Source organism: Cupriavidus sp. FW305-3-2-15-C-LB2 (assembly GCF_058787575.1).
In genome coordinates, this window is record NZ_JBYSZW010000022.1 from 38,123 (window position 1) to 64,112 (window position 25,990).

At 65.5% G+C, this 25,990-nt stretch carries 21 protein-coding genes and 1 pseudogene; 9 read left to right on the plus strand and 13 right to left on the minus strand.

Going from position 1 to position 25,990, the window contains the following annotated elements; all coding sequences use genetic code 11:
• Positions 1-50: 50 nt before the first annotated feature.
• Together AC3WRR_RS17590 and AC3WRR_RS17595 are read right to left on the minus strand one after the other, a co-directional pair.
• Complete coding sequence (locus tag AC3WRR_RS17590; protein ID WP_439669642.1) at positions 51-1,853, minus strand: sulfatase family protein; 1,803 nt, start codon at positions 1,851-1,853, stop codon at positions 51-53.
• Positions 1,854-2,095: 242 nt separating this feature from the next.
• Complete coding sequence (locus AC3WRR_RS17595; RefSeq protein WP_492297573.1) at positions 2,096-3,490, minus strand: hypothetical protein; 1,395 nt, start codon at positions 3,488-3,490, stop codon at positions 2,096-2,098.
• Between the two features lie 367 nt (positions 3,491-3,857).
• On the opposite strand from AC3WRR_RS17595, the pseudogene AC3WRR_RS17600 reads away from it, so the two are divergent.
• From AC3WRR_RS17600 to AC3WRR_RS17620, 5 genes and pseudogenes are all read left to right on the plus strand, one after another.
• A pseudogene (locus AC3WRR_RS17600) lies at positions 3,858-4,039 on the plus strand (2,4-dienoyl-CoA reductase); the annotation flags it as partial.
• Between the two features lie 234 nt (positions 4,040-4,273).
• Positions 4,274-5,257, plus strand: a complete 984-nt coding sequence (locus tag AC3WRR_RS17605; protein ID WP_010812613.1) for a 2-keto-3-deoxygluconate permease — start codon at positions 4,274-4,276, stop codon at positions 5,255-5,257.
• The gene (dtnK, locus tag AC3WRR_RS17610) at positions 5,254-6,501 is read left to right on the plus strand and encodes a D-threonate kinase (protein WP_492297574.1); all 1,248 of its coding nucleotides are present in this window, start codon (positions 5,254-5,256) and stop codon (positions 6,499-6,501) included. The genes AC3WRR_RS17605 and dtnK overlap by 4 nt, the downstream gene beginning before the upstream one ends.
• A gap of 36 nt (positions 6,502-6,537) precedes the next feature.
• Positions 6,538-7,539 (plus strand): 4-hydroxythreonine-4-phosphate dehydrogenase PdxA, encoded by a 1,002-nt coding sequence (gene pdxA, locus AC3WRR_RS17615; protein WP_492293678.1) that lies wholly within the window; start codon positions 6,538-6,540, stop codon positions 7,537-7,539.
• Between the two features lie 79 nt (positions 7,540-7,618).
• Entirely contained in the window at positions 7,619-8,398 is a 780-nt protein-coding gene (locus AC3WRR_RS17620) for a DeoR/GlpR family DNA-binding transcription regulator (protein ID WP_010812610.1), read from the plus strand.
• 53 nt (positions 8,399-8,451) lie between these two features.
• Here AC3WRR_RS17620 and AC3WRR_RS17625 read toward each other — a convergent pair whose 3' ends face one another.
• From AC3WRR_RS17625 to AC3WRR_RS17640, 4 genes are all read right to left on the minus strand, one after another.
• Positions 8,452-10,008 carry a UxaA family hydrolase gene (locus tag AC3WRR_RS17625; protein WP_010812609.1) on the minus strand — a complete coding sequence of 519 codons (1,557 nt, stop codon included), beginning with the start codon at positions 10,006-10,008 and terminating at the stop codon, positions 8,452-8,454.
• Positions 10,005-11,609: an aldehyde dehydrogenase (NADP(+)) gene (locus AC3WRR_RS17630; protein WP_011616490.1), complete on the minus strand. Its 1,605-nt coding sequence runs from the start codon at positions 11,607-11,609 to the stop codon at positions 10,005-10,007. The genes AC3WRR_RS17625 and AC3WRR_RS17630 overlap by 4 nt, the downstream gene beginning before the upstream one ends.
• A gap of 36 nt (positions 11,610-11,645) precedes the next feature.
• Positions 11,646-12,977 carry an MFS transporter gene (locus AC3WRR_RS17635; protein ID WP_011616491.1) on the minus strand — a complete coding sequence of 444 codons (1,332 nt, stop codon included), beginning with the start codon at positions 12,975-12,977 and terminating at the stop codon, positions 11,646-11,648.
• 132 nt (positions 12,978-13,109) lie between these two features.
• Entirely contained in the window at positions 13,110-14,309 is a 1,200-nt protein-coding gene (locus AC3WRR_RS17640) for a fumarylacetoacetate hydrolase family protein (RefSeq protein ID WP_492297576.1), read from the minus strand.
• A gap of 150 nt (positions 14,310-14,459) precedes the next feature.
• On the opposite strand from AC3WRR_RS17640, the gene AC3WRR_RS17645 reads away from it, so the two are divergent.
• The gene (locus AC3WRR_RS17645; protein WP_011616493.1) at positions 14,460-15,398 is read left to right on the plus strand and encodes a LysR substrate-binding domain-containing protein; all 939 of its coding nucleotides are present in this window, start codon (positions 14,460-14,462) and stop codon (positions 15,396-15,398) included.
• A gap of 118 nt (positions 15,399-15,516) precedes the next feature.
• Here the strand turns inward: AC3WRR_RS17645 and AC3WRR_RS17650 are convergent, their stop codons facing one another.
• The 4 genes from AC3WRR_RS17650 to AC3WRR_RS17665 all read right to left on the minus strand — a co-directional run bounded on the left by AC3WRR_RS17650 (position 15,517) and on the right by AC3WRR_RS17665 (position 20,357).
• On the minus strand, positions 15,517-16,653 hold the full coding sequence (locus AC3WRR_RS17650; protein ID WP_492293674.1) for a helix-turn-helix transcriptional regulator: 1,137 nt from the start codon (positions 16,651-16,653) through the stop codon (positions 15,517-15,519).
• Between the two features lie 194 nt (positions 16,654-16,847).
• A complete protein-coding gene (locus tag AC3WRR_RS17655) occupies positions 16,848-17,621 on the minus strand; it encodes a helix-turn-helix transcriptional regulator (RefSeq protein WP_439669649.1) in 774 nt (257 codons plus the stop codon).
• A 457-nt stretch (positions 17,622-18,078) separates the two neighbouring features.
• Complete coding sequence (locus AC3WRR_RS17660; RefSeq protein ID WP_492297578.1) at positions 18,079-19,392, minus strand: hypothetical protein; 1,314 nt, start codon at positions 19,390-19,392, stop codon at positions 18,079-18,081.
• Positions 19,392-20,357, minus strand: coding sequence for a LysR family transcriptional regulator (locus AC3WRR_RS17665; protein ID WP_010812601.1), 966 nt, complete (start codon positions 20,355-20,357; stop codon positions 19,392-19,394). The genes AC3WRR_RS17660 and AC3WRR_RS17665 overlap by 1 nt, the downstream gene beginning before the upstream one ends.
• Positions 20,358-20,463: 106 nt before the next feature.
• Here AC3WRR_RS17665 and AC3WRR_RS17670 point away from each other — a divergent pair, with 106 nt between their 5' ends.
• From AC3WRR_RS17670 to AC3WRR_RS17680, 3 genes are all read left to right on the plus strand, one after another.
• Positions 20,464-21,444 carry an amidohydrolase family protein gene (locus AC3WRR_RS17670; RefSeq protein ID WP_011616498.1) on the plus strand — a complete coding sequence of 327 codons (981 nt, stop codon included), beginning with the start codon at positions 20,464-20,466 and terminating at the stop codon, positions 21,442-21,444.
• Positions 21,445-21,475: 31 nt separating this feature from the next.
• Positions 21,476-22,444 carry a Bug family tripartite tricarboxylate transporter substrate binding protein gene (locus AC3WRR_RS17675; RefSeq protein WP_010812599.1) on the plus strand — a complete coding sequence of 323 codons (969 nt, stop codon included), beginning with the start codon at positions 21,476-21,478 and terminating at the stop codon, positions 22,442-22,444.
• Positions 22,445-22,758: 314 nt separating this feature from the next.
• The gene (locus AC3WRR_RS17680; protein WP_492297580.1) at positions 22,759-23,895 is read left to right on the plus strand and encodes a zinc-binding dehydrogenase; all 1,137 of its coding nucleotides are present in this window, start codon (positions 22,759-22,761) and stop codon (positions 23,893-23,895) included.
• Here AC3WRR_RS17680 and AC3WRR_RS17685 read toward each other — a convergent pair.
• Genes AC3WRR_RS17685 through AC3WRR_RS17695 form a run of 3 tightly spaced genes read right to left on the minus strand, consistent with a single transcriptional unit; the run spans position 23,832 to position 25,983 of the window.
• Positions 23,832-24,140 (minus strand): DUF302 domain-containing protein, encoded by a 309-nt coding sequence (locus tag AC3WRR_RS17685; RefSeq protein WP_231881480.1) that lies wholly within the window; start codon positions 24,138-24,140, stop codon positions 23,832-23,834. The genes AC3WRR_RS17680 and AC3WRR_RS17685 overlap by 64 nt on opposite strands.
• 39 nt (positions 24,141-24,179) lie before the next feature.
• Entirely contained in the window at positions 24,180-24,917 is a 738-nt protein-coding gene (locus tag AC3WRR_RS17690; RefSeq protein WP_011616500.1) for an ABC transporter substrate-binding protein, read from the minus strand.
• A 22-nt stretch (positions 24,918-24,939) separates the two neighbouring features.
• Complete coding sequence (locus AC3WRR_RS17695) at positions 24,940-25,983, minus strand: Ldh family oxidoreductase (RefSeq protein WP_492297582.1); 1,044 nt, start codon at positions 25,981-25,983, stop codon at positions 24,940-24,942.
• Positions 25,984-25,990 lie beyond the last annotated feature (7 nt).

A 25,990-nucleotide genomic window follows, 5' to 3' on the forward strand; every position in this document is an offset into this window, starting at 1 on the left:
CCAGCCAATGCCGCCCCATCGGGCAGCCTAAGCTGTCCGGGCCGGTGCGGTCAGGCTCCCGCCATCGTTTCCGCACTGACTTCCCATCCTGCGTCAATGCCACCGGGGAGCATCTGGCCACGGTCCTCGCCAACCTCGGCATCAATCAGCTGATTCAGCTTTTCGTTCATGGCGACTAGTAGTTCCCGTTGCTTTTCGCCTGCCGCCAGGTTGTTCATCTCGAATGGATCGGTCTGCAGATCGTACAACTCAACGTCGTTGAACCGGTAGAGCTCCTCCAGGGTCGTCGGCTTGTTATGCTGCCTGGGGGAAAAATACCGTGCAAAGCTGTAGCGTCCATCGTAGATCGAACGCACTGCGCCGCGCTTCATCAGGTCCGGGCGGATACCGGCCTGCTTGAGCTGGTCGGGCTTGCCACCGCCCTGCAGATGGGCAACAGCCTTGAAAAGAAAATCGCCATCCAGGTAGGCCAGCATGTTGTAGCAAAACAGCGCGCCATCGCGAATGGCGTTTGCTTCGGCTGCCCCAGGCTTTGCGAGCAAGCGGGAAAAATCCTTTCCCGGTAATCCCTTGACGATGGCTGCGCGCTTGTCAGTCGCGACGCCAGTCAATGCAACCAGGGTGGGCGCGATGTCCAGATGCGAGGTGACGGCGCGACACTGCTTGCCACCGTGATAGGCGGGATGGGCAATGACCAACGGCACGTTGTTCTGCTCCCGATAGGAGACAGCGCCTTTTGCATGGAGCTGGTGGGCACCGTCCATGTCACCGTGATCCGATGTCAGGACTACGATGGTCTTGTCGGAAAGTCCTGCAGCATCGAGCGCGGCCAATACGGCAGCGATATTCCGGTCGACATCGCGCATGCAGTTCAGGTAATAGTTGTGCCGCCGGTGCCAGCGCGCGTCTTCATTTGGAATGGCTCCGACCAGGGCGTCGTGCGAGCGCAGGAAATCGCGGTGTGCCGCAGGGCGCCCCGGCGCGTCAAGCGCCTGTTTCCGGCTTGCCGGCAGCATGAATTGCCACTGCTTGCCGTATAGCGGGTCGGCCGGGTCGCGCGCGACATGTGCGAGGCCGCGCATTGCCTGAACCTCGGTGCCGGGCGCGTCGGTGTCGTAGAACATCACGTCGTGCGGGTTGACGAGGTTGACGGCCAGGAACCATGGCTTTCCCTGTGCCGCGAGCTCGCTCCCTTTCCCGCGCAGCCAGCTTACACCCATTGCTGCAATCACCCCGTCGTGCAGGTACCCACCGCTGGTGTGGGCAATAATGTCGCCGATTCCGATGTAGTCGGAAAAGCCATAGGCTTCCATTTCCTGAGTGAAGATCTTGGTTGGCGTGCCAAGCTTGTTGACGGTTTCGAATTCCTTGGTGAGGTGCCACTTGCCCTTGTAGGCGGTGTAATAGCCGGCGTCACGCAGCATGTCACCGAGCGTCCGTATTTCTGTTGACATGCTGCTAATCCACGGGAAGTTCGTGTTGTCGAACATCCGGGTGTGCTGGATGTGCTGGCCCGTGTACAGAACTGAGCGGGACGGGGTGCAAACACATGAATTTATGCGGTGATTGACAAAGGTCGTACCGCGCTTCATCAAGCGTTCATGTGCAGGCAGGCCATAGCCCCTGGGCAACTCGCCAGGTCGGAAGTAGCGCTCCTGGTCAACAAGGATGAACAGGATGTTGTACGGTCCCGAAGGCAGGCTCCCAGCGGCCTGGGCCGCGTCGCTTGCCCCGGCTGGCGCATCCTTGGCATCCGCGCCTGCGCCAAGACCCAGGGCCATGGCCCCAATCCCGGTAGTCAGGAGGAAATCGCGCCGCGTCAATGTGCCGCCAGGCTTGTCGTCGTTGCTCATTGGCTTCTCCCTGCCTGATTGCGCGGCCCATGGCGGGCGGACGCTGTGCTGCCGCAGGCCCGCCCAGGCATGCGTAAGACAGTCTAGCAATCGCACTTTTTGCCGCCAAGGCAGCGTGCGGCGCCGGCAGGAGGCGATGGTTGGCAACCACACACATTCACGGTTCAGGCAGTCGAGCTACGTTCCGCAGATGATCGGAGTGCGGACAAAATTCCCGACACCCTGGGACTGCGCTTTCCGGTTCACGACATATCCTCGATGGGATCTCGTTGCGAGCGAATCTCCTCAGGACTGAGGACGATATAGCCCAGCGACTTCAGCAACTGCACCGCCTCCAGCTCTGCGTCCAGGTACACCGGCCGTTCCGGGCGGCGCGGGCGCGGCGCGGGGGGCAGCCACGCGGCGCTGGCTTGCACGGCGGGCGCTGCCTGGCCGTCAGACCATCGCGCGGTCAGGATGCGGCAATGCTCCAGGTTGGGCTTCCAGGCAACGTCCACGGCGGCATTGAACCTGGCGGTGCAAAGCCGCAAGCGCTTCAGCGCCTTCAGCCAGTTGATGAAGGCATCACGCTCCGGTGGCTGGTAGCCCTTCAGCAAGGTAGCCAGGCTGTCCTGTGCAGTGGCGCTGTCGGCCGCCTGGTCGTCTTCGAGCAGGGCTAGCTCAAGTGCCACGTGCTGGCGGCCGTCGTGGTCATAGATTGCGCAGTCGGCGTCCAGCACGCCTTCGCGCAGCAGCTCGCACAGCAGTACCCAGGCCCTTGGATTCTTGTCGAACCGGCCTTCGAGGGTCGGGTCGATCTGGCTGAGGATCTCCGGGATCGGGCGCGCCTCGCCTGACTGGATGGCCAGGGCGAATGCCATCGCGTTGTCTGACGGCCTGGCACCGCTTGCCAGCATCTGCAATGACGTTTCCCAGAGTTCGCGGATTTCTGCCGCGGTATCCACGGCATGCATCCATGCATAGTCCTCCAGCGCCGCGCACAGCCTGCGCGCAGGCCTGGCCAGCTGGCCGGCCAGCGTCCTGATAAACCCCGTGCAATGCGCGCAGCGGCATTCCAGCCGGCCCGCATGCAGGAAACCGGCGTACAGCCGTTCCTGGTGTCCGCAGTGTGCGCATTCGAGTGAAAAACCGCCTTGCCGTGCCGGCCGCTGCGAGGCCAGCAGCCCGTCGACCTGATAGTGCGCCAGTCCGTCGCAGCACGGGCAGATCCATTGCAGCTTGTGCGCGCCGTCCCGAGGCCGCGCGGCCCGGTCGAACTGGCGCTCGATGGCGCTGCGCGGAATTCCCTGCGCGCGCCCGACCACGTCTGCGCTGTAGCGCCAATAGCAGTACGAGTGGGCGGCAGCGGCCACCTCCGGAGAGAGGCGCTGCAGATCCGGCAGCAGGCGGGGGCTGTGCCGGATCTCGTCGGCCATCGCATCGATCAGCGCTGGCCCGTCCGGCATCACCGCCTCAAGGGCGGCGCGGCTCTGTTCCAGGAAATCGGGCACGAAGACCCGGCGGATATAGTCCTCGTTCTCGAGCCAGAACAAGTGGCCGGGGAGGGCTTCCAGTACATCAACCCCTTCCCTGACTTCCGACATGCCGGCGCAGGCGAGAAACGTGAACGGCTTACTGAACAGGAAAGCGTCTGTCATGTTGTCGTCAACGGAGAATCCCGCCCACGAGCTGGCAATATGCCTCGTGTGCGATGGGTCACCACCCCGTGACTCGGCCAAGCAAGCGCACGGAAAGCGCAATCCGGATGGCGCTTTCCGTTCCGGGGACTTCCCCCTTCTTGTTTTCAGATCCGTCGGACCTGTGCGGATTTTGCATCTGCCGCATTGGACAGCATAGGCGAACCTGACGCCTCGTTACAGAGGAATTCCTTTTCTTGACGTCCTCGTCCTACGGCCAGGGAGACCAGCCCGGGCGCTGTTGTCATCCTGATTCAATCGCTTTAGGACCCGCCTGGCCTTGTCCTCGCAATCTTCACCTTCCCTGTTGCCGTTGATCTCGTCGATCAGTGCGCCCGCGCTGCGGTCGATCACCTGGAGGAACAAGATGCCGGGCTCCCTGGCCAATGGCCGTCGTCAAATTCCAGCTCAAACGGCTCAGCGAGGGGCGTGTCACGGATCCACGCATCTCGCCCCTCACGGCGCCAGTGTTGCAGCACCTCGTGCCAGACGCGGCGCTATCGCGGATAGACGACGCAGAGGGCCGGTGCTCGGCATGTCGCAGGACACAATGGAGTGACCTGCGGTGCCTTTTCTGAACCCGCTACTGCCAGTATTCTGTCTCGATGTGATCCTTTCGATCAAATAAATGATTGAACTAGTCAAATTCAGTCAGCTGCACTACACTCTGATGACATTTGATCGATTCGATCAAATGTTTGCTCGAAACATACAAGGCCGCATCCTCAGCGGCAGGAGACAACCATGCAGATTTCTATCAAACGCGCCATCGAGCGCGTGCCCGGCGGCATGATGATCGTGCCGCTGCTGATCGGTTCGCTCGTTGCCACGTTCGCGCCGGATGGGCCGAAGTTTTTTGGATCGTTTACCGGCGCGCTTTTTACCGGTGCCCTGCCCATCCTCGCGGTGTTCTATGTCTGCATGGGGGCAAGCATCAACATCAAAGCCACGCCTTACATTCTCAAGAAGGGCGGCGTGTTGTTCGGCACCAAGGTCGGCACGGCAATGGTGTTGGGCGTGATCATGGGGCACTTCCTGGGCGAGGCGCCGATCAGTGCCGGGATGTTTGCCGGCTTGTCGACGCTTGCCGTGGTGGCCGCGATGAACGACACCAACGGCGGCCTGTACATGGCGCTGATGGGCCAGTACGGCAAGCCTGAAGACGTGGGCGCCTACAGCATCATGTCGCTCGAGTCCGGCCCGTTCCTGACGATGGTGACGCTGGGCGTGGCGGGTTTGTCCGCGTTCCCATGGCCGACGATGGTCGGCAGCATTCTTCCGCTCATGCTCGGCATGTTGCTGGGCAACCTGGATCGGGAGATGCGCGATTTCCTGGGTAAGGCCGTGCCGGTCATGATTCCCTTTTTCGCACTGGCGCTGGGCGCAGGCCTGGACCTGCACAAGGTCTGGCAGGCGGGCATGCTGGGCCTCGGCCTTGGTGTTGCCGTGGTGGCCGTCACCGGCTGCGCGCTGTACTTCGCTGACCGCCTCACCGGCGGCACGGGTGTGGCAGGTGTCGCAGCCGCCAGCACCGCCGGCAATGCCGCCGCCGTGCCGACGCTGGTAGCGGCGGCTAATCCGGTCTACGCAGAATCGGCCAAGAGCGCCACGATCCTGGTGGCCGCCTGCGTGGTGGTCACCGCCGTACTGACGCCATTGGTGACCGCCTGGATTGCCCGCCGCGTGGCGGGCAAGGAGGCCGAGGCGTTGGTGAGGACCGCCGCATGAGCTGGCTTATCATCGCCGACGACCTGCCAGGCGCGGCCGACTGCGCGATCGGCTACGCCATGTCTGGCGCCCGGACCGTTGTAACGCTGGAGGCGGCGCCTGCGGGCGCGGACCTGTCGCAGGCCGACGTAGTGGCTTGCGACGTCGACAGCCGCCGCATGGCGCCCCAGGAGGCGGCGGCGCGCAATCTCGAAGCCTGGCATCGCGGCCAGGGCGCCAGCCGGCGGCTGTACAAGAAGATCGATTCCACATTGCGAGGCAACTGGGCTGCCGAAACCGCGGCGCTGGCGCCGCTGGCCGGCCTTGCCATCGTCGCGCCGGCCTTTCCGGCCACTGGCCGCACCACGGCCGGCGGCTGCATGTTCGTGAACGGCCAGCCGCTGGAAGACTCCGACATCTGGCGCCTGGAAGCGCTTACCGGACGTGCCGACCTTGTCGCGCTGCTGGCCGCGCGGGGGCTGCGGGCGACCCTGTTGCCGCTGGACACGGTGCGTGCGGGTGACGCGACCCTGCGGCTAACCATCGCCGGACTGGCGCGCGAAGGTGTGCGGGCGGTAGTCTGCGATGCGCAGACGGAGCAAGACCTGGCGGCGCTCGCCGCGGCCACGGCGCAGCTCGACGTCCCCGCATTCTGGGTCGGCTCGGGCGGCCTGGCTCGTGCGCTGGCTGCACCATGCCTGTTCGAGGGCGGTGCGCCGCAGCCGCTGCCTGCCCCTGAGGGCGGCCCGGTCTTGACGCTGGTCGGCAGCCTCTCGGGCATCTCCGGGCGACAGGCCGCTTGCCTGCGCGAACGCACCGGGATGCAGTCGCTGGTGGTTCCGCCGCGGATCTTGCGTGAAGGCGCGGGCCACGCTGACTGGGACGCCGCGCAGCAATCGATCACCGGATGCCTGCGGGCTGGCCGCGACCTGCTGGTCAGCATTGGTCGCGACGACGCGTTCGACCCGGGCGAAGGGCCGCGCCTGAGCGCCGCGCTGGCGCAATTGTCCCTGCCCGGCTTCCAGCATACGCGCGGCCTGATCGCCACCGGCGGCGAGACGGCCCGGGCCATGCTCTCGGCGGCCGGCATCGGCGCCCTGATGCTGCGGCGCGAAGTCGAGCCCGGTGTGCCCTTGTCCGACACCCCTGCGCTGCCCGGCGTGCCCGCGCGCCGCGTTGCTACCAAGGCCGGCGCATTCGGCTCCGAGGCCGCCCTGTGGCATGCCTGGCAGGCTATGACTGAATCCCGCGCGCCGTCAGCCTGACGGCGCGCCGCGCCACACTCGACAAGAGACACATCAATGAGCGACTACCTCCCCGTCATCGGTATCACCATGGGCGATGCCACAGGCATCGGCCCCGAAGTCATCGTCAAGAGCCTCGCGCATGACAGCGTTCGTGCGCAATGCCGCCCGCTCGTCATCGGCGACGCGCGCCGGCTGGAAGTGGCCGGCCGGCTCGTCGGCTCCCCGCTCAAGCTGCGCGCCATCCAGGCCCCGGAGGAAGCGCGCTTCCAGTCCGGCACCATCGACTGCATCGACCTGGGCCTGATCCCGGAAGGCCTGCCCTTCGGCAAGCTGTCCGCCGTCGCCGGTGATGCCGCCTTCCGCTACATCGAGCGCGCGGTGGCGCTCACCCGCGACGAGAAGATCGATGCGATCTGCACAGCGCCGCTGAACAAGGAAGCCCTGCACGCGGGGGGTCACAAGTTTCCCGGCCACACGGAAATGCTGGCGTACCTGACCGGCACCCCGGAGGTGTCGATGATGCTGGTGGCGCCGAAGCTGCGCGTGATCCACGTCACCACGCACATCGGCCTGCTCGACGCCATCCGCAAGATCGAGCCGGGGCTGGTCCAGCGCACCATTGAGCGCGGCCATCAGACGCTGCAGCGCGCTGGCATTGCAGCGCCGCGTATCGGCGTGTGCGGCATCAATCCGCACGCCGGCGAGAACGGCCTGTTCGGCCACGGCGAGGAGGAGGAAAAAATCATCCCGGCGGTCGAGGCCTTGCGCGCGCGCGGCCGGGACGTGGAAGGTCCGCTGCCCGCCGACACGCTGTTCTATCGCGCCGGCCGCGGCGACTTCGATCTGGTGGTGGCGATGTACCACGACCAGGGCCACGGGCCGGTCAAGGTGCTCGGCCTGGAGGCCGGCGTCAACATCACGGTGGGCCTGCCGGTCATCCGCACGTCGGTTGATCACGGCACCGCCTTCGACATCGCCGGCAAGGGGATCGCCGACGAACGCAGCCTGCTGGAGGCGCTGCGCCAGGGCGCTGAGCTGGCCACGCGCCGCGCCTGAGCCATCGGCGTACGCCGGGGCTGCCGGCTCCTGTAAGATCGGGGATCGTTGAGGATCCCCCATTTTCATTTCGCCTGCCATGAAAGCCGCCGACCGCCGCCGCGCCATTCTCGAACTCGTGCTCTCGGGCGAGGTCGCCAATGTCGAACAGTTGACCGGCAGCCTCGGGGTATCCGTGGCCACGGTGCGCCGCGATCTGACCGCGTTGGCTCGCGAGGGTCGCATTGTGCGGACCTATGGCGGCGCCGCCGCGCTGATGCAGGTGGGCGGCCACGAGCCCGAGGCTTCGCTTGAGGAGCGCAAGTCGCTGCAGCGTGAGCAGAAGGAAGCCATTGCCCGCCTGGCGGCGAGCTTCGTGCAGGACGGCGACGCCGTGCTGCTCGATAGCGGCACCACGGCCGCCGCGCTGGCTCGGCAGCTGGGGGCGCGCGAGGACCTCCATGTCTATACCACCAACCTGCTGGCCGTCACCGCGCTCACCGGCCTGCCCGGCATCCGCGTGACGCTGATCGGCGGCGACGTGCGCCCCTCCAGCATGGGCACCTTCGGTCCGCTGGCCCAGGTAACGCTGTCGCGCATCAGCGTCGACAAGGCGTTCCTTGGCGCGGACGGCGTGGTTGCAGGCGTGGGGCTGTGCGAAGCCAGCGCGGAGCAGGCCTACCTGAAGGAGTGCATCGTCCGCCAGGCGGCCGATATCTTTGTGCTGGCCGACGCTACCAAGCTGGGCCGGGCACAGCAGCAGCACTGGACGCCGCTCGACCGCGCATGGACGTTGATTACCGATGCGGCGGCCACGGCCGAGCAGTTGGAACCGTTCCAGGCATTGAAGCAGGTACGTGTGGCGGTCGCCCCCGACTGATTCCCCGCGCGCAGCTGCTGCTGAGAAGCGCTAATTCTGCGAGCGACGCCCCGTCAGGTGATCGCGCCAAGCTGCCAGGGAACGAACTCGTTCTGGCCGTAACCGTGCAGTTCGCTCTTTGACCGCTGTCCCGAAGCCGTCGCCAGCATCAGGCGGAAGATCTCTTCCCCAAGCTCGTCGATCGTCTGCGAGCCATCGATCACGGTGCCGCAGTTGATGTCGATATCCTCCTGCTGGCGCTGCCACAAGGCAGTATTGGTGCCGAGCTTCAGGGACGGGGACGGTGCACAGCCATAGGCGGAGCCGCGCCCGGTGGTAAAGCAGATCAGGTTGGCGCCGCCGGCCACCTGCCCGGTCGCCGAGACCGGATCGTAGCCAGGGGTGTCCATGAAGACCAGGCCAGCCGCCTCCACCGGCTCTGCGTAGCGGTATACGTCGACCAGGTTGGTGGTGCCGCCCTTTGCCACGGCACCGAGCGATTTCTCCAGGATGGTGGTGAGCCCGCCCGCCTTGTTGCCGGCGGACGGGTTGTTGTCCAGGCTGGCGTTCATGCGCGTGCAGTAGGCTTCCCACCAGCGGATCCGGTCGAGCAGCTTGTGCCCGACTTCCGGCGAGACGGCACGGCGCGTCAGCAAATGCTCGGCGCCATAGATCTCCGGCGTCTCCGACAGGATGGCGGTACCCCCGTGCGCCACCAGCCGGTCGACGGCTGCGCCAAGCGCGGGATTGGCGCTGATGCCGGAATAGCCGTCGGAGCCGCCGCATTGCAGTCCGACCACCAGGTGGCTGGCATCGACGGGCTCGCGTCGCACCCGGTTGGCGTCGGTCAGCATCGCCTTGATCTGCTCGATGCCTGCCGCCACCGTACGGGCCGTGCCGCCGGTGGCCTGGATGGTCATGGTTTTCAGCGCGGCGCCGCGCGCCAGTCCCTCGCTGTCGAGCAGGCCGTCGATCTGGTTGGTTTCGCAGCCCAGCCCGACGATCAGCACGGCTGCAAAGTTGGGGTGGCGCGCATAGCCCGACAACGTGAGCCGCAGCAGCGCCAGGCCTTCGCCTTCGCCATCCACCGCGCAGCCTTGCCCGTGCGTCAGGGCCACTACGCCATCCACGTTCGGGTAGTCTGCCAGCGCATGCGGATTGAGCTCGCGCCGGAAATGCTCGGCGATGGCGCGTGCCGCGGTGGCCGAGCAATTGACGGAGGTAAGGATGCCGATGTAGTTGCGCGAGCCGACTCGCCCATCGGCGCGAACGATGCCCATGAATTGCGCGCGCTGCGCCGCGACCGGGGCAGGGCGCTTACCGGTGCCAAACGCGTAGTCGCGCTCGAACTCGCCGATGGCCAGGTTGTGGGTGTGGACGTGCTCGCCAGGCGCGACCGGGCGAGTGGTGAAGCCGATGACCTGTCCGTAGCGGCGCACTGGCGCGCCAGCCTCGAGTGCGCGCACTGCCAGCTTGTGCCCTGCGGGCACCAGGCCGCGTACCACCAGGCCTGCGCCGAGGCGCGCGCCTGCCACCAGTTGCGCACGCGCGATGACGACATCGTCATCCGGATGCAGCCGTATGACGGGTTCGGCGGCGGTTGCTGCTTCCTGTTCCAGGACGACGCTCATGCTGCGGCCTCCAGATCGTGCGCGCCTTGCAGCGCGGCGCGTGTCGGCACGCCGTCGACCAGGCGCGGCAGCTGCCACGGGTTACGGTCGCGCAAGGCCGGTGGGAGCACGGAATCGGGATAGTTCTGGTAGCACACCGGGCGCAGGAAGCGCTCGATGGCAGCGCTGCCGACGGAGGTGCCGCGCGCATCGGTGGTAGCCGGGTAGGGGCCACCGTGGACGATGGCGTCGCTGACCTCCACGCCGGTCGGATAACCGTTGAAGAGCAAACGGCCGACCTTGCTTTCCAATAGCTCGATCAGCGCGGCGTGGTGATGGAGGTCACCGTCGTCGGCCATCAGCGTGGCCGTAAGCTGGCCGCGCATCCGTTCGGCAAAGGCCAGGAAGTCATTTTCGGAATCCAGCGCGACGATCACCGTCGACGGGCCGAATACCTCCTCCTCCAGCGGACGATTTTCCGCAAACAGCACGCTGCGATCTGCCTTCAGCAGATGTCCGCCAATGCGGCCGTCAGCTTGCTTTGACACCAGGACTTCCACGCCGGGGACTTCGCGCAAGCCGGCCAGCCCGCGCTGGAAATTCTCCCGGATGTCGGCGCCCAGCATGGGCTGCGGTTCGGCCAGCGCCAGTGCCGTGCCAAGTTCGGCGACGAACGCATCGAATGCCGGTGAGCGGATGCCAAGCACCACCCCCGGGTTGGTGCAGAGCTGGCCGCAGCCGAAGGTGACCGAGGCCGCCAGTTCGCGCGCAATCTGCGCGCCGCGCGCGGACAGTGCCGAGGGCATCAGGATCACCGGGTTCACGCTCGACATCTCCGCAAACACCGGAATCGGATCCGGCCTCGAGTGCGCCAGATCGAACAAAGCCCGGCCCGCAGCCAGTGATCCGGTAAAGCCTACTGCCTTGATGTGCGGCGTCCGTACCAGTGCCGCCCCGGCGGCTGCGGTGCCGAACACCATGTTGAAGACGCCCGCCTGCGCACCGCAGCGCGCGATCGCGCGTTCGATCGCATTGGCAACGTATTCAGACGTGACCATGTGGCCCGGATGCGCCTTCACCACCACCGGGCAGCCTGCTGCCAGCGCCGAAGCCGTGTCGCCGCCGGCCACCGAGAATGCGAGCGGGAAATTGCCTGCGCCGAAGACCGCCACCGGACCCACGCCGACGCGGTACTGCCGCAGGTCGGGTCGCGGCAGCGGCTGGCGCGCAGGCTGCGCGCGGTCGATGCGGACATCGAGGAAGTCGCCGCGCCGTACCGTGGCCGCGAACATGCGCAGTTGATTGCTGGTGCGCTTGCGCTCGCCTTCCAGCCGCGCCGGCGGCAGGGCGGTCTCGCGGCTGGCCGCCGCGATGAACGCCTGGTCCAGCGCATCGATTTCATCGGCAATGGTCTCCAGCAGCGCGGCGCGTTCGGCCGGGCTGGTGGCGCGCAATGCGGGGAAGGCCTGGTGCGCGGCCAGCGCGGCTGCTGTAACTTCGGCTTCGGTGGCTTCCTGGAAGCTGACCGGGTGCCGCTCGCCGGTCACGGCGTCGATGCTGAACAGCGGGGTGCCGGCAGCACGGCGTTCGCCGCCGATGTAGTGAAGTCCGAGGATGGTCATGTCAGGGTGTTTTGGTGCAGGGAATACGGGACACAGTCAGGCCGCCTCGGAGGAGCCAAGCCGCAATGTCGCGGTGCGGCGGGCCCGTGCGCCGATGCTCATCAGCAGCAGCACACCGACCACGCCCGCGATGGCCAGGGCCAGCATGCCCGCTTGCTGGCTATGGAATGCGGATTCAACCGCGGTCTTCAGCGTCGGCGCGATAAAGCCACCGAGATTGCCCAGCGCACCGATCAGGGCGATGCCGCTGGCCGCGGCGGTGCCACTCAGGTACGCGGTGGGCAGCGTCCAGAACAGCGGCTGGACCACGACAAAGCCGACGGTAGCCAGGCAGAACGCCATCAGCACGGGCACCAGTTCGTGCCCCAGCGTCGACAGTGCGATGCCGGTGGCCGCCATGGCGAGCATGGCCATGGCGAATTCCCGTTGCTTGCCCCTGGCATCCGCGATGCCGGTGATCAGGCGCAGGGAAACCAGCGCGCACAGCCACGGAATCGCGGTGAGCAGGCCGACCTTGGCACCGATCGCTGTGCCGGTCAGCTCGGAAATACGCGTCGGCAGGTAGAAGATGACGCCGTAGACGCTGACCTGGATGGCGAAGTAGATGGCGACGAAACGCAGCACTTGCCAGTTGCCCAGCGCGCTCAGTGCGGTTGCCGGGCCATGCGCGGTCTTCTGGTTGTCTTCCGCGGCGATAGCGGCTTCGAGCGCAGTCTTCTCGTCGGCGTTCAGCCACTTGGCATCGCGCGGCTTGCTGACCAGGTAGAAGAAGGCGATCACGCCCACCACGGACGCCGCCAGGCCTTCGATGATGAACATCCATTGCCAGTTGCGCAGGCCCAGCTGGCCACCCATCACATCGAGCAGCAGCCCCGAGACCGGCCCGCCCAGCACCAGTGCCACCGGCAAGCCGAAGTAGTAGACGCCGAGCGCCTTGCCGCGCTGGCTGGCAGGGAACCAGTAGGTCGAGTACAGGATCACGCCCGGCGAGAAGCCCGCCTCGGCGACGCCAAGGATAAAGCGCAGCACGTAGAACGAGGTCTCGTCATGCGCGAACATCATGGCGGCCGACGCCAGCCCCCAGGTGACCATGATGCGGCTGAGCCAGACCCTGGCGCCGACCCGGTGCAGGATCAGGTTGCTGGGGATTTCGAAGACGGCATAGCCGATGAAGAAGATGCCGGCGCCAAGCGCATAGGCCGCGTTGCCGATATTGGAATCGACCATCAGGGCTTGCTTGACGAAGCCGACGTTGGAGCGGTCGAGCATCGACAGCGCGAACATCAGTGCAAGGAAAGGTGCGAGGCGCAGGCGGGCCTTGCTTACCGCGCTTGCGAGCGGATCTCGGTTGGCAGCTTGAGTCTGCATGGGTTGTCTCCGGTACGAAGCCGCGTGGCGCGGGCCTCATGTCATGGATTGCGGCATCCCCGTCTTTTGCTTGCGCGAGGGTAGCTGCGGTGTTCAGGGCGGGGTCCGTGGCGCCCGTTCAGAAATCGCCGTTCAGAAAGTGGTGTGGCCACGTGCGGCCAGGTTGGCCATCAGGGCGCGTACGCCGAACGTCCACGGAGCGATACGGTCGCTGCGGCCCACGCGGTTGACCAGGCTGCCGAGCTGGCGGCTGGAGATGGTGACAAGATCGCCATCCTTGTGGGTGAAGCCGCCGCCCGCGGTGTCGCGGTCTTCCACCGGCGCGAACAGCGTACCGAGGAACAGCATGGCGCCATCGGGATACTGGTGGGTCGCCCCCATTGCCTGCTCGGCCAGCTCCAGCGGGTCGCGCGTGATCTGGTCCATCGAGCTGGTGCCGGACAACACGAAGCCATCCAGGCCATCGACGCGCAGATCCACCGTCGCCCGCCGCACGTCGTCGAGCGAGAGGCTCTGGTCGAACAGGCGCAGGAACGGGCCGATCGCGCAGGAGCCGTTATTGTCCTTGGCCTTGCCCAGCAGCAGCGCACTGCGGCCCTCGAAGTCGCGCAGGTTGACGTCATTGCCCAGCGTGGCGCCGAGCACATCACCGCGGCTGTTGATGGCCAGCACGATCTCGGGTTCCGGATTGTTCCATGCCGAGCCGGGATGCAGGCCGATTTCCGTACCGGTGCCAAGCGCCGAAAGCAGCGGTGCCTTGGTGAAGATCTCGGCGTCCGGGCCGATGCCCACCTCAAGGTATTGCGACCACATGCCATGCTCGATCAGCAAGGCCTTGAGTTCGCCCGCCTCGCGGGAACCCGGCCGGATCCGGGACAGGCGCTCGCCCACCAACGCCTGGATCCGGTTGCGGACCTCGGCGGCGCCTTGCGGGTCGCCCTTGGTCTGCTCTTCGATGACACGCTCGACCAGGCTGCCGGCAAAGGTCACGCCTGCCGCCTTGATCACCTGCAGGTCGCATGGCGCCAGCAGGCGGGCCACGCTGTCGCTGCCGCGCGGATCGGCCGTGTTGGCCAGCAGGTCGTCGAGCTTGCCGATCCAGCGGCCGGGCGTATTGTGCACGACCGTCACCGGATCGCCCTGTTCGAGCAGGGTGCTCATGGTCGGAGCGACATCCGATATGTCGAATACCCCATCCGGCCGCAGGACCACGACAGCCGGGCCGGCCGGAGCGCCGTCACTGGCCGGGATCCATGCGCGGCCGACCAGCGTCCCCGCCAGCCCGTCGGCAGGAAGCGTTTGCGTTGCGCTGAGCGTGAGCGGCAATGCCATCGATTGTCTCCACCTGATGTTGTTGTCATGAGCGCCGCGACCACCGCGGCGTCGGGTGGAACTCTACGTGGCAGTCCCATAAACATCCAATCGATTATTGGGTAGAATCGATTCCGTTTAGTTATTGATTCAGCCGGGTTTACCCCCTTCATGGCCAGACAGACTGCTTCCGCCCCTTCCGCCGTGCTCGCCAAGCTGCGCTTCCGGCACCTGCAGCTGTTGGATGTGCTGGGACGCAGCCGCAACCTGCGCATCGCGGCCGAGCAATTGCATATCACCCAGCCGGCTGCCACGAAGATACTGAGCGATATTGAAGACACCCTGCAGGCCAGGCTGTTCGATCGCTTGCCAAGGGATATGCGCCCGACCGAATTGGGCGAGTTCGCGCTGCGCTACGCGTCGACGGCGCTGGCCGAGCTCGGCAAGTTTGTGAGCGAGCTGGAAGCGCTACGGGCCGGCGGGCACGGCCACCTCACCGTTGGCGCGATTTCGGCGTCGGCCGCGCAGGTGGTGACCACGGCGATCCGCGAGATCCTGCAGCAGCGCCCGCGGCTGGTCGTCAAGCTGATCGAGCAGAGCAGTGACCAGCTCGCCGTCTGGCTGGAGGACCGGAAGCTGGATATCATGGTCGGGCGTCTGACCGAGCCACGGCACCAGGCGATCTTCGATTTCGAGGCACTGTCGCCAGAGCCGGTATGGGTCGTCTGCCGGCCGGGACATCCCCTGCTGGACAGGCCCACGCTGGAAATTGCCGACATCGGCGCATGGCCGTGGATCCTTTACCCGCAGCTCACCGCCATCCGGCAACTGTTCGATGAAACCATTGCGGCGGCAGGCATCCAGGGCCTGGTCGGCATGGTGGAAACACCGTCAATCTTTTCCACCCTGGAACTGCTGCAGGCGACGGATATGCTTTCGCTGCAGCCGCGCGCCGTGGTCGAGCGCTTCGTCGCGGAAGGCATGCTGGCGCACGTGCCGGTGCCGATCCGGCGCGCCATGTCGAGCTACGGCATTGTCACCCGCAAGAATGAGCTGCCGTCGGAGGCCATGCTGCAGTTCATGGCGGCACTACGGGCGGCGGCCCGGTGAGACGGCACGGGGATCGGAGATAGCAGGCGGGTCGGATGCGCTGGCCCGGTGTAGACGTGAATATTGCTCCCTGGTATTCGAAATGTCCGTGGCCCTCGAAAGCGGCAACGGACCGTCATCAGCCAGGGCCCATGCACGCACCAAGTTCGCTCAGCAGGTGAGCGAGGCTGGCCTGGCTGCCGGTCTCGGTCTTGTTGAAGATCGCCTTGAGCTGGCTGCGGGCAGTCTCGTGGCGGATTCCGAGCCGCGCGCAGGCTTCGGGCAGCCCGATGCCCGCGGTGAGCACGGTCGCCAGTCGAACCTCGGATGCGGTGAGGCCATACAGTTCGCGTAGCACGCCCGCCAGCAGGGGCTGGGGCGGAGCAGCGCCGACCTCGCGGACTGCAACCAGGGCGGCGGGGCGCTGCCATCGGCTGGCCAGGCGATGGGCCGGCGGCAGCGGCAGCACGATGACGCTTGCGCTGTGCCCGCTATCGTCACGGGCATGCGCGGCCTGGGCCGGCATGGCCGCTTCAGGGCTGCAGGCCGCAGCCAGCATCTCCCGGAACGGCCGGCTCAGGCACCAGTCGTCATGGCACGCCCGGGCTCCGGGCTCACCCTGCTTGCCCGGCAACAGCCGCCTCACCCAGTGTTCGCCACGGGCATTGCTGAGCAGCACCTTGCCGTCGGGCGCGACGACGATCAGGCCAAAGGGGAGTCGTTCCAGCACTTGCGCAGACAGTTCACCGAGCATGGTGACGTCCAGCGTGCGCTCGCGCAGGCTCAGTGCCTGACGCAGGTGCGGGATGGCCCAGCCTAGCCGGCGCGCGTCGTCAGCGTGGAACGGTTGTTGTCCGAGCGGCTTTTGCAGCGACAAATAGATTTCGCGGTGCGGCTTGCGCTCGACCAGGCAGCCCATGACGGAACTCAGATTGAACCCGTGCATGAACTCGCTATAAAAGGGCAGCCGGCTCATATTTGCCAGGCCCAGGTCGCGCGAATCGATATACCAGTCACCCACCGCCATCTGGCGCGTGTATGTCCGCGACGGGTCCTCGGCCTGGTAGTGGTCGTTGTAGGCGTCGACCAGTTCCTGGTTCAGGGCATGGATCTCGCTGACCCGCAACCGCTGGCTGAGCGCGTCGAACTCCACCAGCGCGGCGTGCATGCTTTCACTGGCATCGCGCAGCAGGGCCAGGCTGGACTGCCAGGCGGTTTCGTCAAGGATGCCCTCGTACAGACCTCGTATGGTCTGATGCATCACTTCTTCTTTCATCGCGCTCCCCCTGGGCGCCTGCGCCGCGCACCTGCCGGGGGGGGGTTACCCCGCGCGGCCTGATTGCCCGCCTTGCTCTGTCTGACTTGTCCCCCATTCGGGGGGATAGAAGGACAATACGAGATCCGCCACGCCCGTACTTGCGGTTTCTTGCGAATAATTCTGGGGAGCAGGCTTGTGCGTCGGCTGTCAGGTCAGGCTTGCCTGGCCTGCACATGCGCATTGCGGCGGAAATCGCTTGGCGATGCCCCGCTGAACTTGCGGAAGGCAGCGAAGAATTGTGTGTAGGAATCGAACCCGCTTGCGGCCGCCACATCGGACAGGGACATATCGGGGTGGCGCCGTATCAGTTTGCGCGCATACTCGACGCGGCAACTCAGCACGTATTGCCAAAGGCTGACCTGGCGCGTCTTGCGGAACATCCGGCACAGGTGGAAGGGGCTGATATGAACCGCTGCGGCGATCGCGTCGATGGTGAGCGGCTGAGACAGGTGGGCGAGGATGAAATCGTCCAGCCGCGCCAGCGTGTGCCTGGACAAAAGACCCCGTTGCCGGGCTGCCAGAGCGCTTGCGTCCTGCCTCCCGCCGCCATAGAGGAGGCCCACGCGCAGGCTGATGGCCAGCAGCAAGGATTGGTCGAGCAGGCTTCCGCCCACGCTGCCGCCCCGGACATGGGCGTCCAGCGCCAGCACCAGTTGCACCAGGCCATTGTCGGCGCCGCCGGCGAAGTCCGAGCGCAGCTCGGGCGCGCTGCGTTCGTGCGTCTGTTCATGCGCCAGGACAACGGCATCGGGTCGCACGGAAAAATAGATGGCATCCAGCGGGGCTGACCAGGCGCTGGAAAGCGCATCGCCTGCGGCGCGAAAATAGACCTGATTTGGCGCCATCGCCCCGTCCAGGCGCCGCCCGTTGACGTGCCAGCGGATCGCGACGGGATGCCGGCCGATCGGGACGGCCAGGCAGTGCACGGGCATGACCGTGGTGTCCAGGGCGCCGGCGGGCAGCAGGTGGCGCTCCAGTACAAAGCCGTCCCAGTGAGAAGTCGCGCTGCCATAGCGCGGCGTGGTAGGGATCGCTGGCATGGTGCCGCCGGCCGTTGTTGCCAGCAACTGGGTGCGTGGAGGAGCCTGGCCCATGGTTGGCGCGGGTCAACCCGTTCCCAACATCGCGGGCAAGGCGAGATATACGGTATTTTTCATCTTTTTGTACCGTCACCTTTCGCTACTGCCTTGGCGGCAGGTCGTGCGCTATGTGTGGAGCGAGTATATACAGCTTGTGGTCGTTTTAGCGGTTTGGTGGCGTTCCAGCAAACTGCCGCTTCCGACCCTGAGCAGCCTCTCGACTACTGCAGGGGGCGGCTTCGGCAGTCGAGGGGGCCGGGCCATGCAGCAAATTGCCAACAGTCTGGGCGGCCCGGTTTCGAGTTCAACCCTTCTTTTGCCGGATCAACTGCATCAGCTCCTCGCGGTCTGCTTCCAGAATGGACCGGACCGACGTTGAGGGCCGGCGCCTGGCTCGATCCATGAAGGCTTCCGGCAGGAAGTAGTCCGACAGCGCGTCCATGCGTTTCGGCCCGAGGCGGTTGCCCAACCACTCGGCCACATCGCTATCGAAGAACGGGAAGTTCTTCTTCGAAGGCCGATGCACGGCGATCGCCCTCAACTTCGTGGTGTTGATGATGTCTGATACGTCGCCGTCGAAGCTGAGCACCTCCGCCACATAAAAGTCCACGTGAGGAGCCTGGTCAGGAGTGACGGAGGTCAACGCATCCAGGGCGCGAGGAATGTACATGTCCCAAGCGCAGTTTCTGATCAGCGCGAGGGGATCGGCATGGTTCTGGATGGAATTGAGCTTCCTGGAGATCCTTGATCGGTTGCTGCGCAGCAGGATGTCACCGCAGACGATCAGCTCCCGTAGCATGATTGTGGACAGTTCTTCGTGCATGTACTCGACCAACTGCGCCAGCTTGTGCTCCTTGGCCTTGTTGGAACTCAGCTCGATGATCTGGCTCCGAACCAGGATCGCCTCCATCAGATCGAGCTGGTCCTCCAGGCCGGCGAAAAGCCCAGCCTTCAGGTTCCGTTCGAATTCCGCCATCAGGCCGGTGGCAAAATTCTCTGCACTCTCACGGAACTCCGCGCGGAAGCGCCGACCCCATTCCGCAGTCAGCTTGCTGCCGGAGGACGACAGCGCATGGATCGCGGCTACTGACTCTTTGCATCTGGCGACCGTCTCATCGTTCCAGGACCGGAGCGCCTCCCACAGATACAGATAGGGGTTGAGCTGTTGCAGCCTTGGTCCGATCTGGTTGATCAGATCAGCCCGGTTCAACGCTTCCGGAGACGGGTTGTCCTGGTAGGCGATCTTGCGAATATAGGTGGCCGCATTGGAGTCTACGAACATGGCCGAGCCGCCGTGAAAGCCCATTGGCCCGGATTGCGAGACAAATGGCGCGTCCATCAGCCATAGCGATTTCCCGCGGAATACAGACGTCGCAACGCCGGCGGGGCCTAGTGTCCGATCCAGCAGCTTGACGGATCCGGCGTTGCTCTCCTCCGCAAAGATGATCTGCCATTCCTCCAAGGCGGCCGCGTTCTTCTCGAACCGGCGGTGGGCTTCCAGCGCATTGGGAGCCGAACAGATTTCCTGCACCAGTTGCTGGTCGGAGAGTTGTCGGGACGGTGTTGGTTCGGGAGATGCGGACATTGGGGAGGTCGGGAAGAGGTGACTGGCGGTCATCAGAACCGTTCCTTGCACAGAGTCTTCAGCGTGCGCACAAAAGTCGCCATGGTAGGTGAGTCACCCGCACCCTGGCGCCGGTAAAGCGCCACCGGCGGCAGCGGCCACTCCAGGTCGCAGGGCACGCTGGCCACGTGCGCGCGGGTGGACAGATCGTGCGCCACGTCGGCAGGCACGATGGCCACCATCGACGGGTTGCGCTCGATCATGCGGCCGACGATCTTGAGCGAATGGGTTTCGATGGCCGGCACCGGTGGCTCTTCGCCCACGTGCAGGAAGAGGTCCAGCACCGAGGCACCCAGCGCCGTTCCCGCGGGCGGCAGGACCCAGTCCATGGTGGCGAGCTCGTGCCAGTCCAGCGCGCGCTTGCCCAGATGCCTGGCAGTCTTGAGGTGGCACACCAGCGCAGGGCGCTGGCGGAACAGGATGTCGCAGCGCAGGTCACGCACCTGTGCCGCGCCGCGCGCGCGTGCCACCACGCCTTCGAGCCTGTGCTCGCGAAGCAGCGCCAGCAGGCGGTCGCTACTGGCTTCCTCCACCGAGAACACGAACGGCCCGACCTGCTCGCGCGTGTGCGAGAGCGTGTCGCACAGCAACTGGCCGGACAGGTAGTGGATCACGCCGATGCTGAGCCGCTCGGTGAAGCCCAGGCGGGCTGCGGCCATGTCGTTGGCCCAGTCCTGCAGGTCGACCAGCAGGCGCGATGCGCGCGAGATCGCGATGCGCCCCACCGGCGTGGGCGTGACGCCACCGCGTTGCCGCGTGAACAGAGCAGTGCCCATCATGGATTCGACCTCGGCCAGCATCTGCGTCAAGTAGGGCTGGGTCACCCCCCATTCCTGCGCCACGCGGGAAAGCGAGCCGTACTCGCTCAGCGCGACCAGCAGGTTGAGCTGGCGCGCCTTCAGGCGTGAGCGCATGCGGCCCAGCGTTTCAAGGGCCAGGGCGGTGAGTCGGTCGGGCATAAGTATTTACTTATCCTGGTATCAAGATATCTGCCAATACGTTTATGCCAGATCACTACAGTAGTGTCTAGACATCCGTCACTCACACACCACAGGAGCCCCCTAGATGCCTGTCATCGATGTCCACACCCACATCTTCACAAAGCCCTGGCTGGAGCTGCTCAAGCGCAAGGGCGGCCTCTACAACATCCAGCAGCGCCCCGACGGCCAGCACGAGGTATTCCGTGGCGACACGCCCGTGGTCATCCCACAGAAAGGACACTTCGACTACGATCTGCGCATCCAGCACATGGACGCGGCCGGCATCGATATCTCAGTCATGTCGCTGACTTGCCCCAATGTGTTCTGGGGCGACGAGGAAACCAGCTGCGAAGCGGCGCGCGAATCCAACGATTCGCTGGCGCAGGCGCAGGCCGATCACCCGAGCCGGCTGCGTTGGTTCACGTCGCTGCCGTGGGAATACCCGCAGCGCGCGCTCGACGAGCTCAAGCGCACCTGCGACAACGGTGCGAGCGGCGTCATGGTGCTGGCCAACATCGCCGGCCGCAGCCTGACCGACCCGGCCTTCGCACCCATCTGGGCCGAAATCGACCGCCGCGCGCTGCCGGTGCTGGTGCACCCCACCGACCCGCCGGGCGCCGACCTGATGGACATGACCAAGTTCGACCTGAGCTGGTCGGTGGGCTTCATGTTCGACACCACGCTCGCCATCACGCGCATGATCTTCGAGGGCTTCTTCGACCAATACCCCAACCTCAAGATCATCGCCTCGCATGCGGGCGGTGCGTTGCCCTACCTGGCCGGCCGTTTCGGGAAGGGCCACGAGGTCGAGATCCCCCAGCGGCGCAAGATGCAGCGCACGCCCATCGACTACCTGCGCCACATCCACTACGACTGCATCTCGTACAGTCCGGCTTCGCTGGAGTTCCTGATCTCGGTCGTCGGCGCCGACCGGGTGATGTTCGGCACCGACTGGCCGCACCAGGTTCACGACACGCGCGGGTCCTTCGCCAATACCGAGCGGCTGCCCGCCGCGCAGCGCGACGCCGTGCGTTCGGGCAATGCCATGCGAGTATTCGGTTTCTGATCGACTTCGGCTGACCAAGGAGACTCTCAGCATGTTGAAGCGACGCGTTTTCAATCGGGTGGCTGCAACCATGGCGCTGGCCGCCGCGCTGCCCATGGGCGCCCTTGCCCAGGACAAGCCCCCCCTCAAGCTGCTGGTCGGCTTCGCGCCCGGCGGCTCGGTCGATGTCGTGGCGCGGCTGCTGGCCGAGCGCCTGCGCCTGCCGCTCGGCCAGCAGGTGATCGTCGAGAACAAGCCCGGAGCCGGCGGTCGCCTGGTGCTTGGGGAAGCAAAGCGCGCGCCGGCCGACGGCAACACGCTGGTCATTTCACCCAGCGGCGCGTTGGTGATCTCGCCATGGCTATACCACCTCAACTACGACCCGGTGAAGGACTTCACGCCCATCGCGCGCGTGGTGACCTTCGACTTCGCGGTGACGGCGGGTCCGGCGGCGCCGGCCGGCGACATCCGCGCGGTGCTGAACTGGCTCAAGGCCAACCCGGCCCGCGCCAACTACGGCACTTCGGGCGCAGGCACCGTGCCGCACTTTGCGGGCGTGCTGCTGTCGCAGGCCTCAGGCGTGCCGCTCACGCACGTTGCCTACAAGGGCGGCGCGCCGGCAGTGTCCGATCTGCTGGGCGGACAGATTCCCATCATGGTGGACACGATATCGGAGACCATCGAGCATCACCGCGCGGGCCGCCTGCGCATCCTCGCGGTCACGGGTAACGCGCGATCGCCGGCGCTGCCCGACGTGGCCACGCTCAAGGAGTCCGGAATCGACGCCACAGCTGAGGCCTTCGTCGGCCTGTTCGCCCCGGCAGGCCTGCCGGCCGACAAGGTCAAGCGCCTGTCCGACGCGATCGCCGAAGTGCTCAAGGCGCCCGATCTCCAGGCGCGCATCCGCGAGATCGGCCTGAATGCGAACTACGCCGGCCCGCAGCAACTTGGCGAGACCCAGGTCGCCGACCTCAGGCGCTGGGAGCGGCCCATCAAGGCATCGGGCTACAAGGCCGAATGATGTTGCCGCCGTGCAGCATGCAGGGGCTGGCCGCGCTCGTGGGCCGGCCGGTCCCGCACAGGCGGGTCAATCGTTTCCTTCAGTCCGAGTCGAGCCGGCGACTGGAACGTAAAGCGCAACAGGGCTGACCGCCAGGTGATTGGCATATCCACCGTTATCAGTGCGATGCATGATGGCCTGTCGGCCGACGCATGACCTGAATTTCCGGCCCAGTACGGCATTCGCAGGAACTTGCTACATTGCTGACTGCTGGCGAAAACAGCCCCCTGCTGCTGCCGCGCTCACCGCAAACCGACAGACCAAGGAGACATCGAATGCACACCGCACTTCAACTTCGTTCGCAAATCAAGAGCAGCGGTGAACTCGAGCTGTCGCTAGACAGCATCGACACGCCGCACCCTGGTCCGGATGAAGTGCTCATCCGCATTGAAGCCTCCCCCCTCAACCCGTCCGATCTCGGCCTGCTGTTCGGTGCGGCCGACATGAGCACGGCCAAGGCCAGCGGCACGGCCGAGCGCCCCATCGTCACCGCGCGCGTTCCGGAAGGCGCGATGCGCAGCATGGCGGGCCGCCTGGATGCGTCCATGCCGGTTGGCAATGAGGGCGCGGGCGTGGTCGTCGATGCAGGCTTGTCCCCTGCGGCGCAGGCCTTGATGGGCAAGACCGTGGCTGCCATCGGCGGCGCGATGTACGCGCAGTACCGCTGCATTTCCGCGGACCAGTGCCTGGTCCTGCCCGAAGGCGCCACGCCTGCTGACGGCGCGTCGTCATTCGTCAACCCGCTCACCGCACTGGGCATGGTCGAGACCATGCGCCTCGAAGGACATAGCGCCCTGGTGCACACCGCCGCGGCCTCCAACCTGGGCCAGATGCTCAATCAGATCTGTCTCAAGGATGGCATCAAGCTGGTGAACATCGTGCGCAAGCAAGAGCAGGCGGACCTGCTCAAGGCACAAGGTGCGGTCCACGTCTGCAACGCCGCGTCGCCCACGTTCATGCAGGACCTCACCGAGGCACTCGTCGCCACTGGCGCAACGATCGCGTTCGACGCCACGGGCGGCGGCAAGCTCGGCGGCCAGATCCTCACCTGCATGGAAGCGGCCTTGAACAAGACGGCCCGCGAATACAGCCGCTATGGCTCGACCACCCACAAGCAGGTCTATCTCTACGGCGGCCTGGACACAAGCCCGACCGAGTTCAACCGCAACTTCGGCATGGCGTGGGGCATGGGCGGCTGGCTGCTGTTCCCGTTCCTGCAGAAGATCGGGCGCGAGCGGGCCAACGCGCTGAAGCAACGCGTGATGGCGGAGCTGAAGACCACCTTTGCCAGCCACTACTCGAAAGAGATCTCGCTGGCCGAGGTGCTGGACCTGGACGTGATCGCCGTCTACAACAAGCGCGCGACGGGGGAGAAGTACCTGATCAACCCGAACAAGGGCCTGGCCGGATAAATCACCGTGGGGCGCCTTGCGCGCCCACCCGTGTCAAGAATCAGCCGCTGCGCCACAGCCGGCGGCGCGGCGCTGCCGGCCGGCAATGGGAGGGCGCTTTCCAGTTCCGCGGCGGTGTGGCAGCTCATCCAGGTGCTGCCCTGGCAGTCATCGCGCACCAGCACGCGCAGGGGCAAGTCCAGCGCAACGCTGGGTGCGGCGAGCATCAATGGCGTTCCCCGCCTGGCGTTGTCATAGATCAGCACCTGCGTCGCCGGCATTGCCAGCCCGGCGTTGCGTGCAGGCTATGATTTTGCGGGCGCGACGGACGCGCCCTCGATTCCGTGACGCCTGAGAGCGTCCGAAACGAAGCAGGAGGCCTTCATCTGCTCGACGAACCGCCGTAGCCATTCCACGGCTTCAGCGCTGCGGGCTATGGGGAGGCCCATGGCTTGCTGTATGACCATAAACCGGCCCGGCAACAACCTCAGGCCCGCAGTGCGCTTGGCATCTGCTTCCAATTGCTGTCGCACCCCTGCAGCCACGTCCGCGCTTTGCTCCAGGAATGTTTGCACAACGGCCGGGGACGTCGGCGCGCGCACGATGTGTGCATGCTGCAGCGTACGAGTGAGATAAAGATCGTAGGCGCTCCCTTTTCCTACCACGACACGGCGTCCGGCAAGATCGACCTCTTCGTTGGCCTTGACGGTGGATTCCTCCTTCACCAAATACGCGCCTTCGATCAGCACGTAGGGTTCGGAGAATGCGATGCCGGCCCCCCGGACCGGGTCGACGGCAAAGAATCCGAAGTCCGCCTGTTCGGCCGTGACGGCCTCGACCGACTTCCCCGCTGAGTCAAATACGACAAGCTCAAGCGGAACACCCAGGCAACTGGCAAGCTCACGGGCGAGGTCCACTGAAACGCCGAATGGATTGCCGCCGGCATCGAGGTTTGCCAGGATAGGGTTGCCTACGTTGATGGATGCGCGAAGGATTCCCGTCGGCGCAAGCTCCGCTGCGAGCCTTGCATATTGACTTGTCATGATGCTTCCGGCGTGTGCCATTTCAGTTCGTCTTTGCGTTGGCATGTTGATCCAGTAGCGCCTTCACCGCTGGATCCATGGCAATGCCCTTTTCGCGCTGACGCGCCAGCTTGTCGAGTTCGATCTCTCCGGGAACAATGACAGGCTTGCCAGGCTCCGCGGGTGCGCTACCGTGGAGGATCGCCGCAAAGTCTTGCATGCGGGCAGCCAGCCATTGGGCCGATCCCAGTCGCCGGGTATCAACCAGGATAAAGAAATGGCCCAGGTTCTGGGGCTGGTCGGGTGCATCGACCCACGACTTGACGTGAGTCAGGTACGCCGCATCCGACAGCAGTCCTGCGAAAAGATCGACCATCAGTGCCAGCCCATAGCCCTTGTGCCCGCCAATCGGAAGCAGGAAGCCATCGAGGGCAGCCTTGGGATCGGTGGTCCGTCGTCCTTGCGCGTCGGTAGCCCATGAATCCGGGATGGATTGTCCTGCCTTGAGCGCATTGCGAATCTTGGCGCGTGCGGCCACGCTCATGGCCATGTCCAGCAGGAAGTGGCGGCCGTCATGCCCCGGTACGCCGAAACCCAGCGGGCTGTTGCCCAGGCGTGCGTCGCTTCCACCCCATGGCGCGATGGTCGTCGTGGCGTTGCTGCCAATCATGCTGGCGAATCCTGCTTCCGCCGCAATGTAGCTGTACGGTGAAACTGGCCCGAAATGATTGCTGCCCCGGACGAAGGCCATGCCGATGCCGAATTCTTCGGCGACTTCCATGGCGGCGCGCAGCGCCTTCATGCCAGCGAGCGGGCCGACTGCGTTGCCACCATCGACCTTCACCAGCGCTGGCGCGGCGCGCTCGACTGTAATGGTGGGGCGTGCCGAGATACCGCCGGACTGGAGCCGTTCGCCATAGGATTCAATGCGAGACAGTCCATGGGTGCTGAGCCCGAAGAGGTCTGCAAGTACCAGGATGTCAATGACATCGATGGCGTCCCCTTCGGTCAGGCCCAGGCCCTGGAACGCGCGCACTCCGAGCTGGCGGAGTTCGGCTTCGGATACAGTGATTCGATCTTGTTGCATGCTGGAT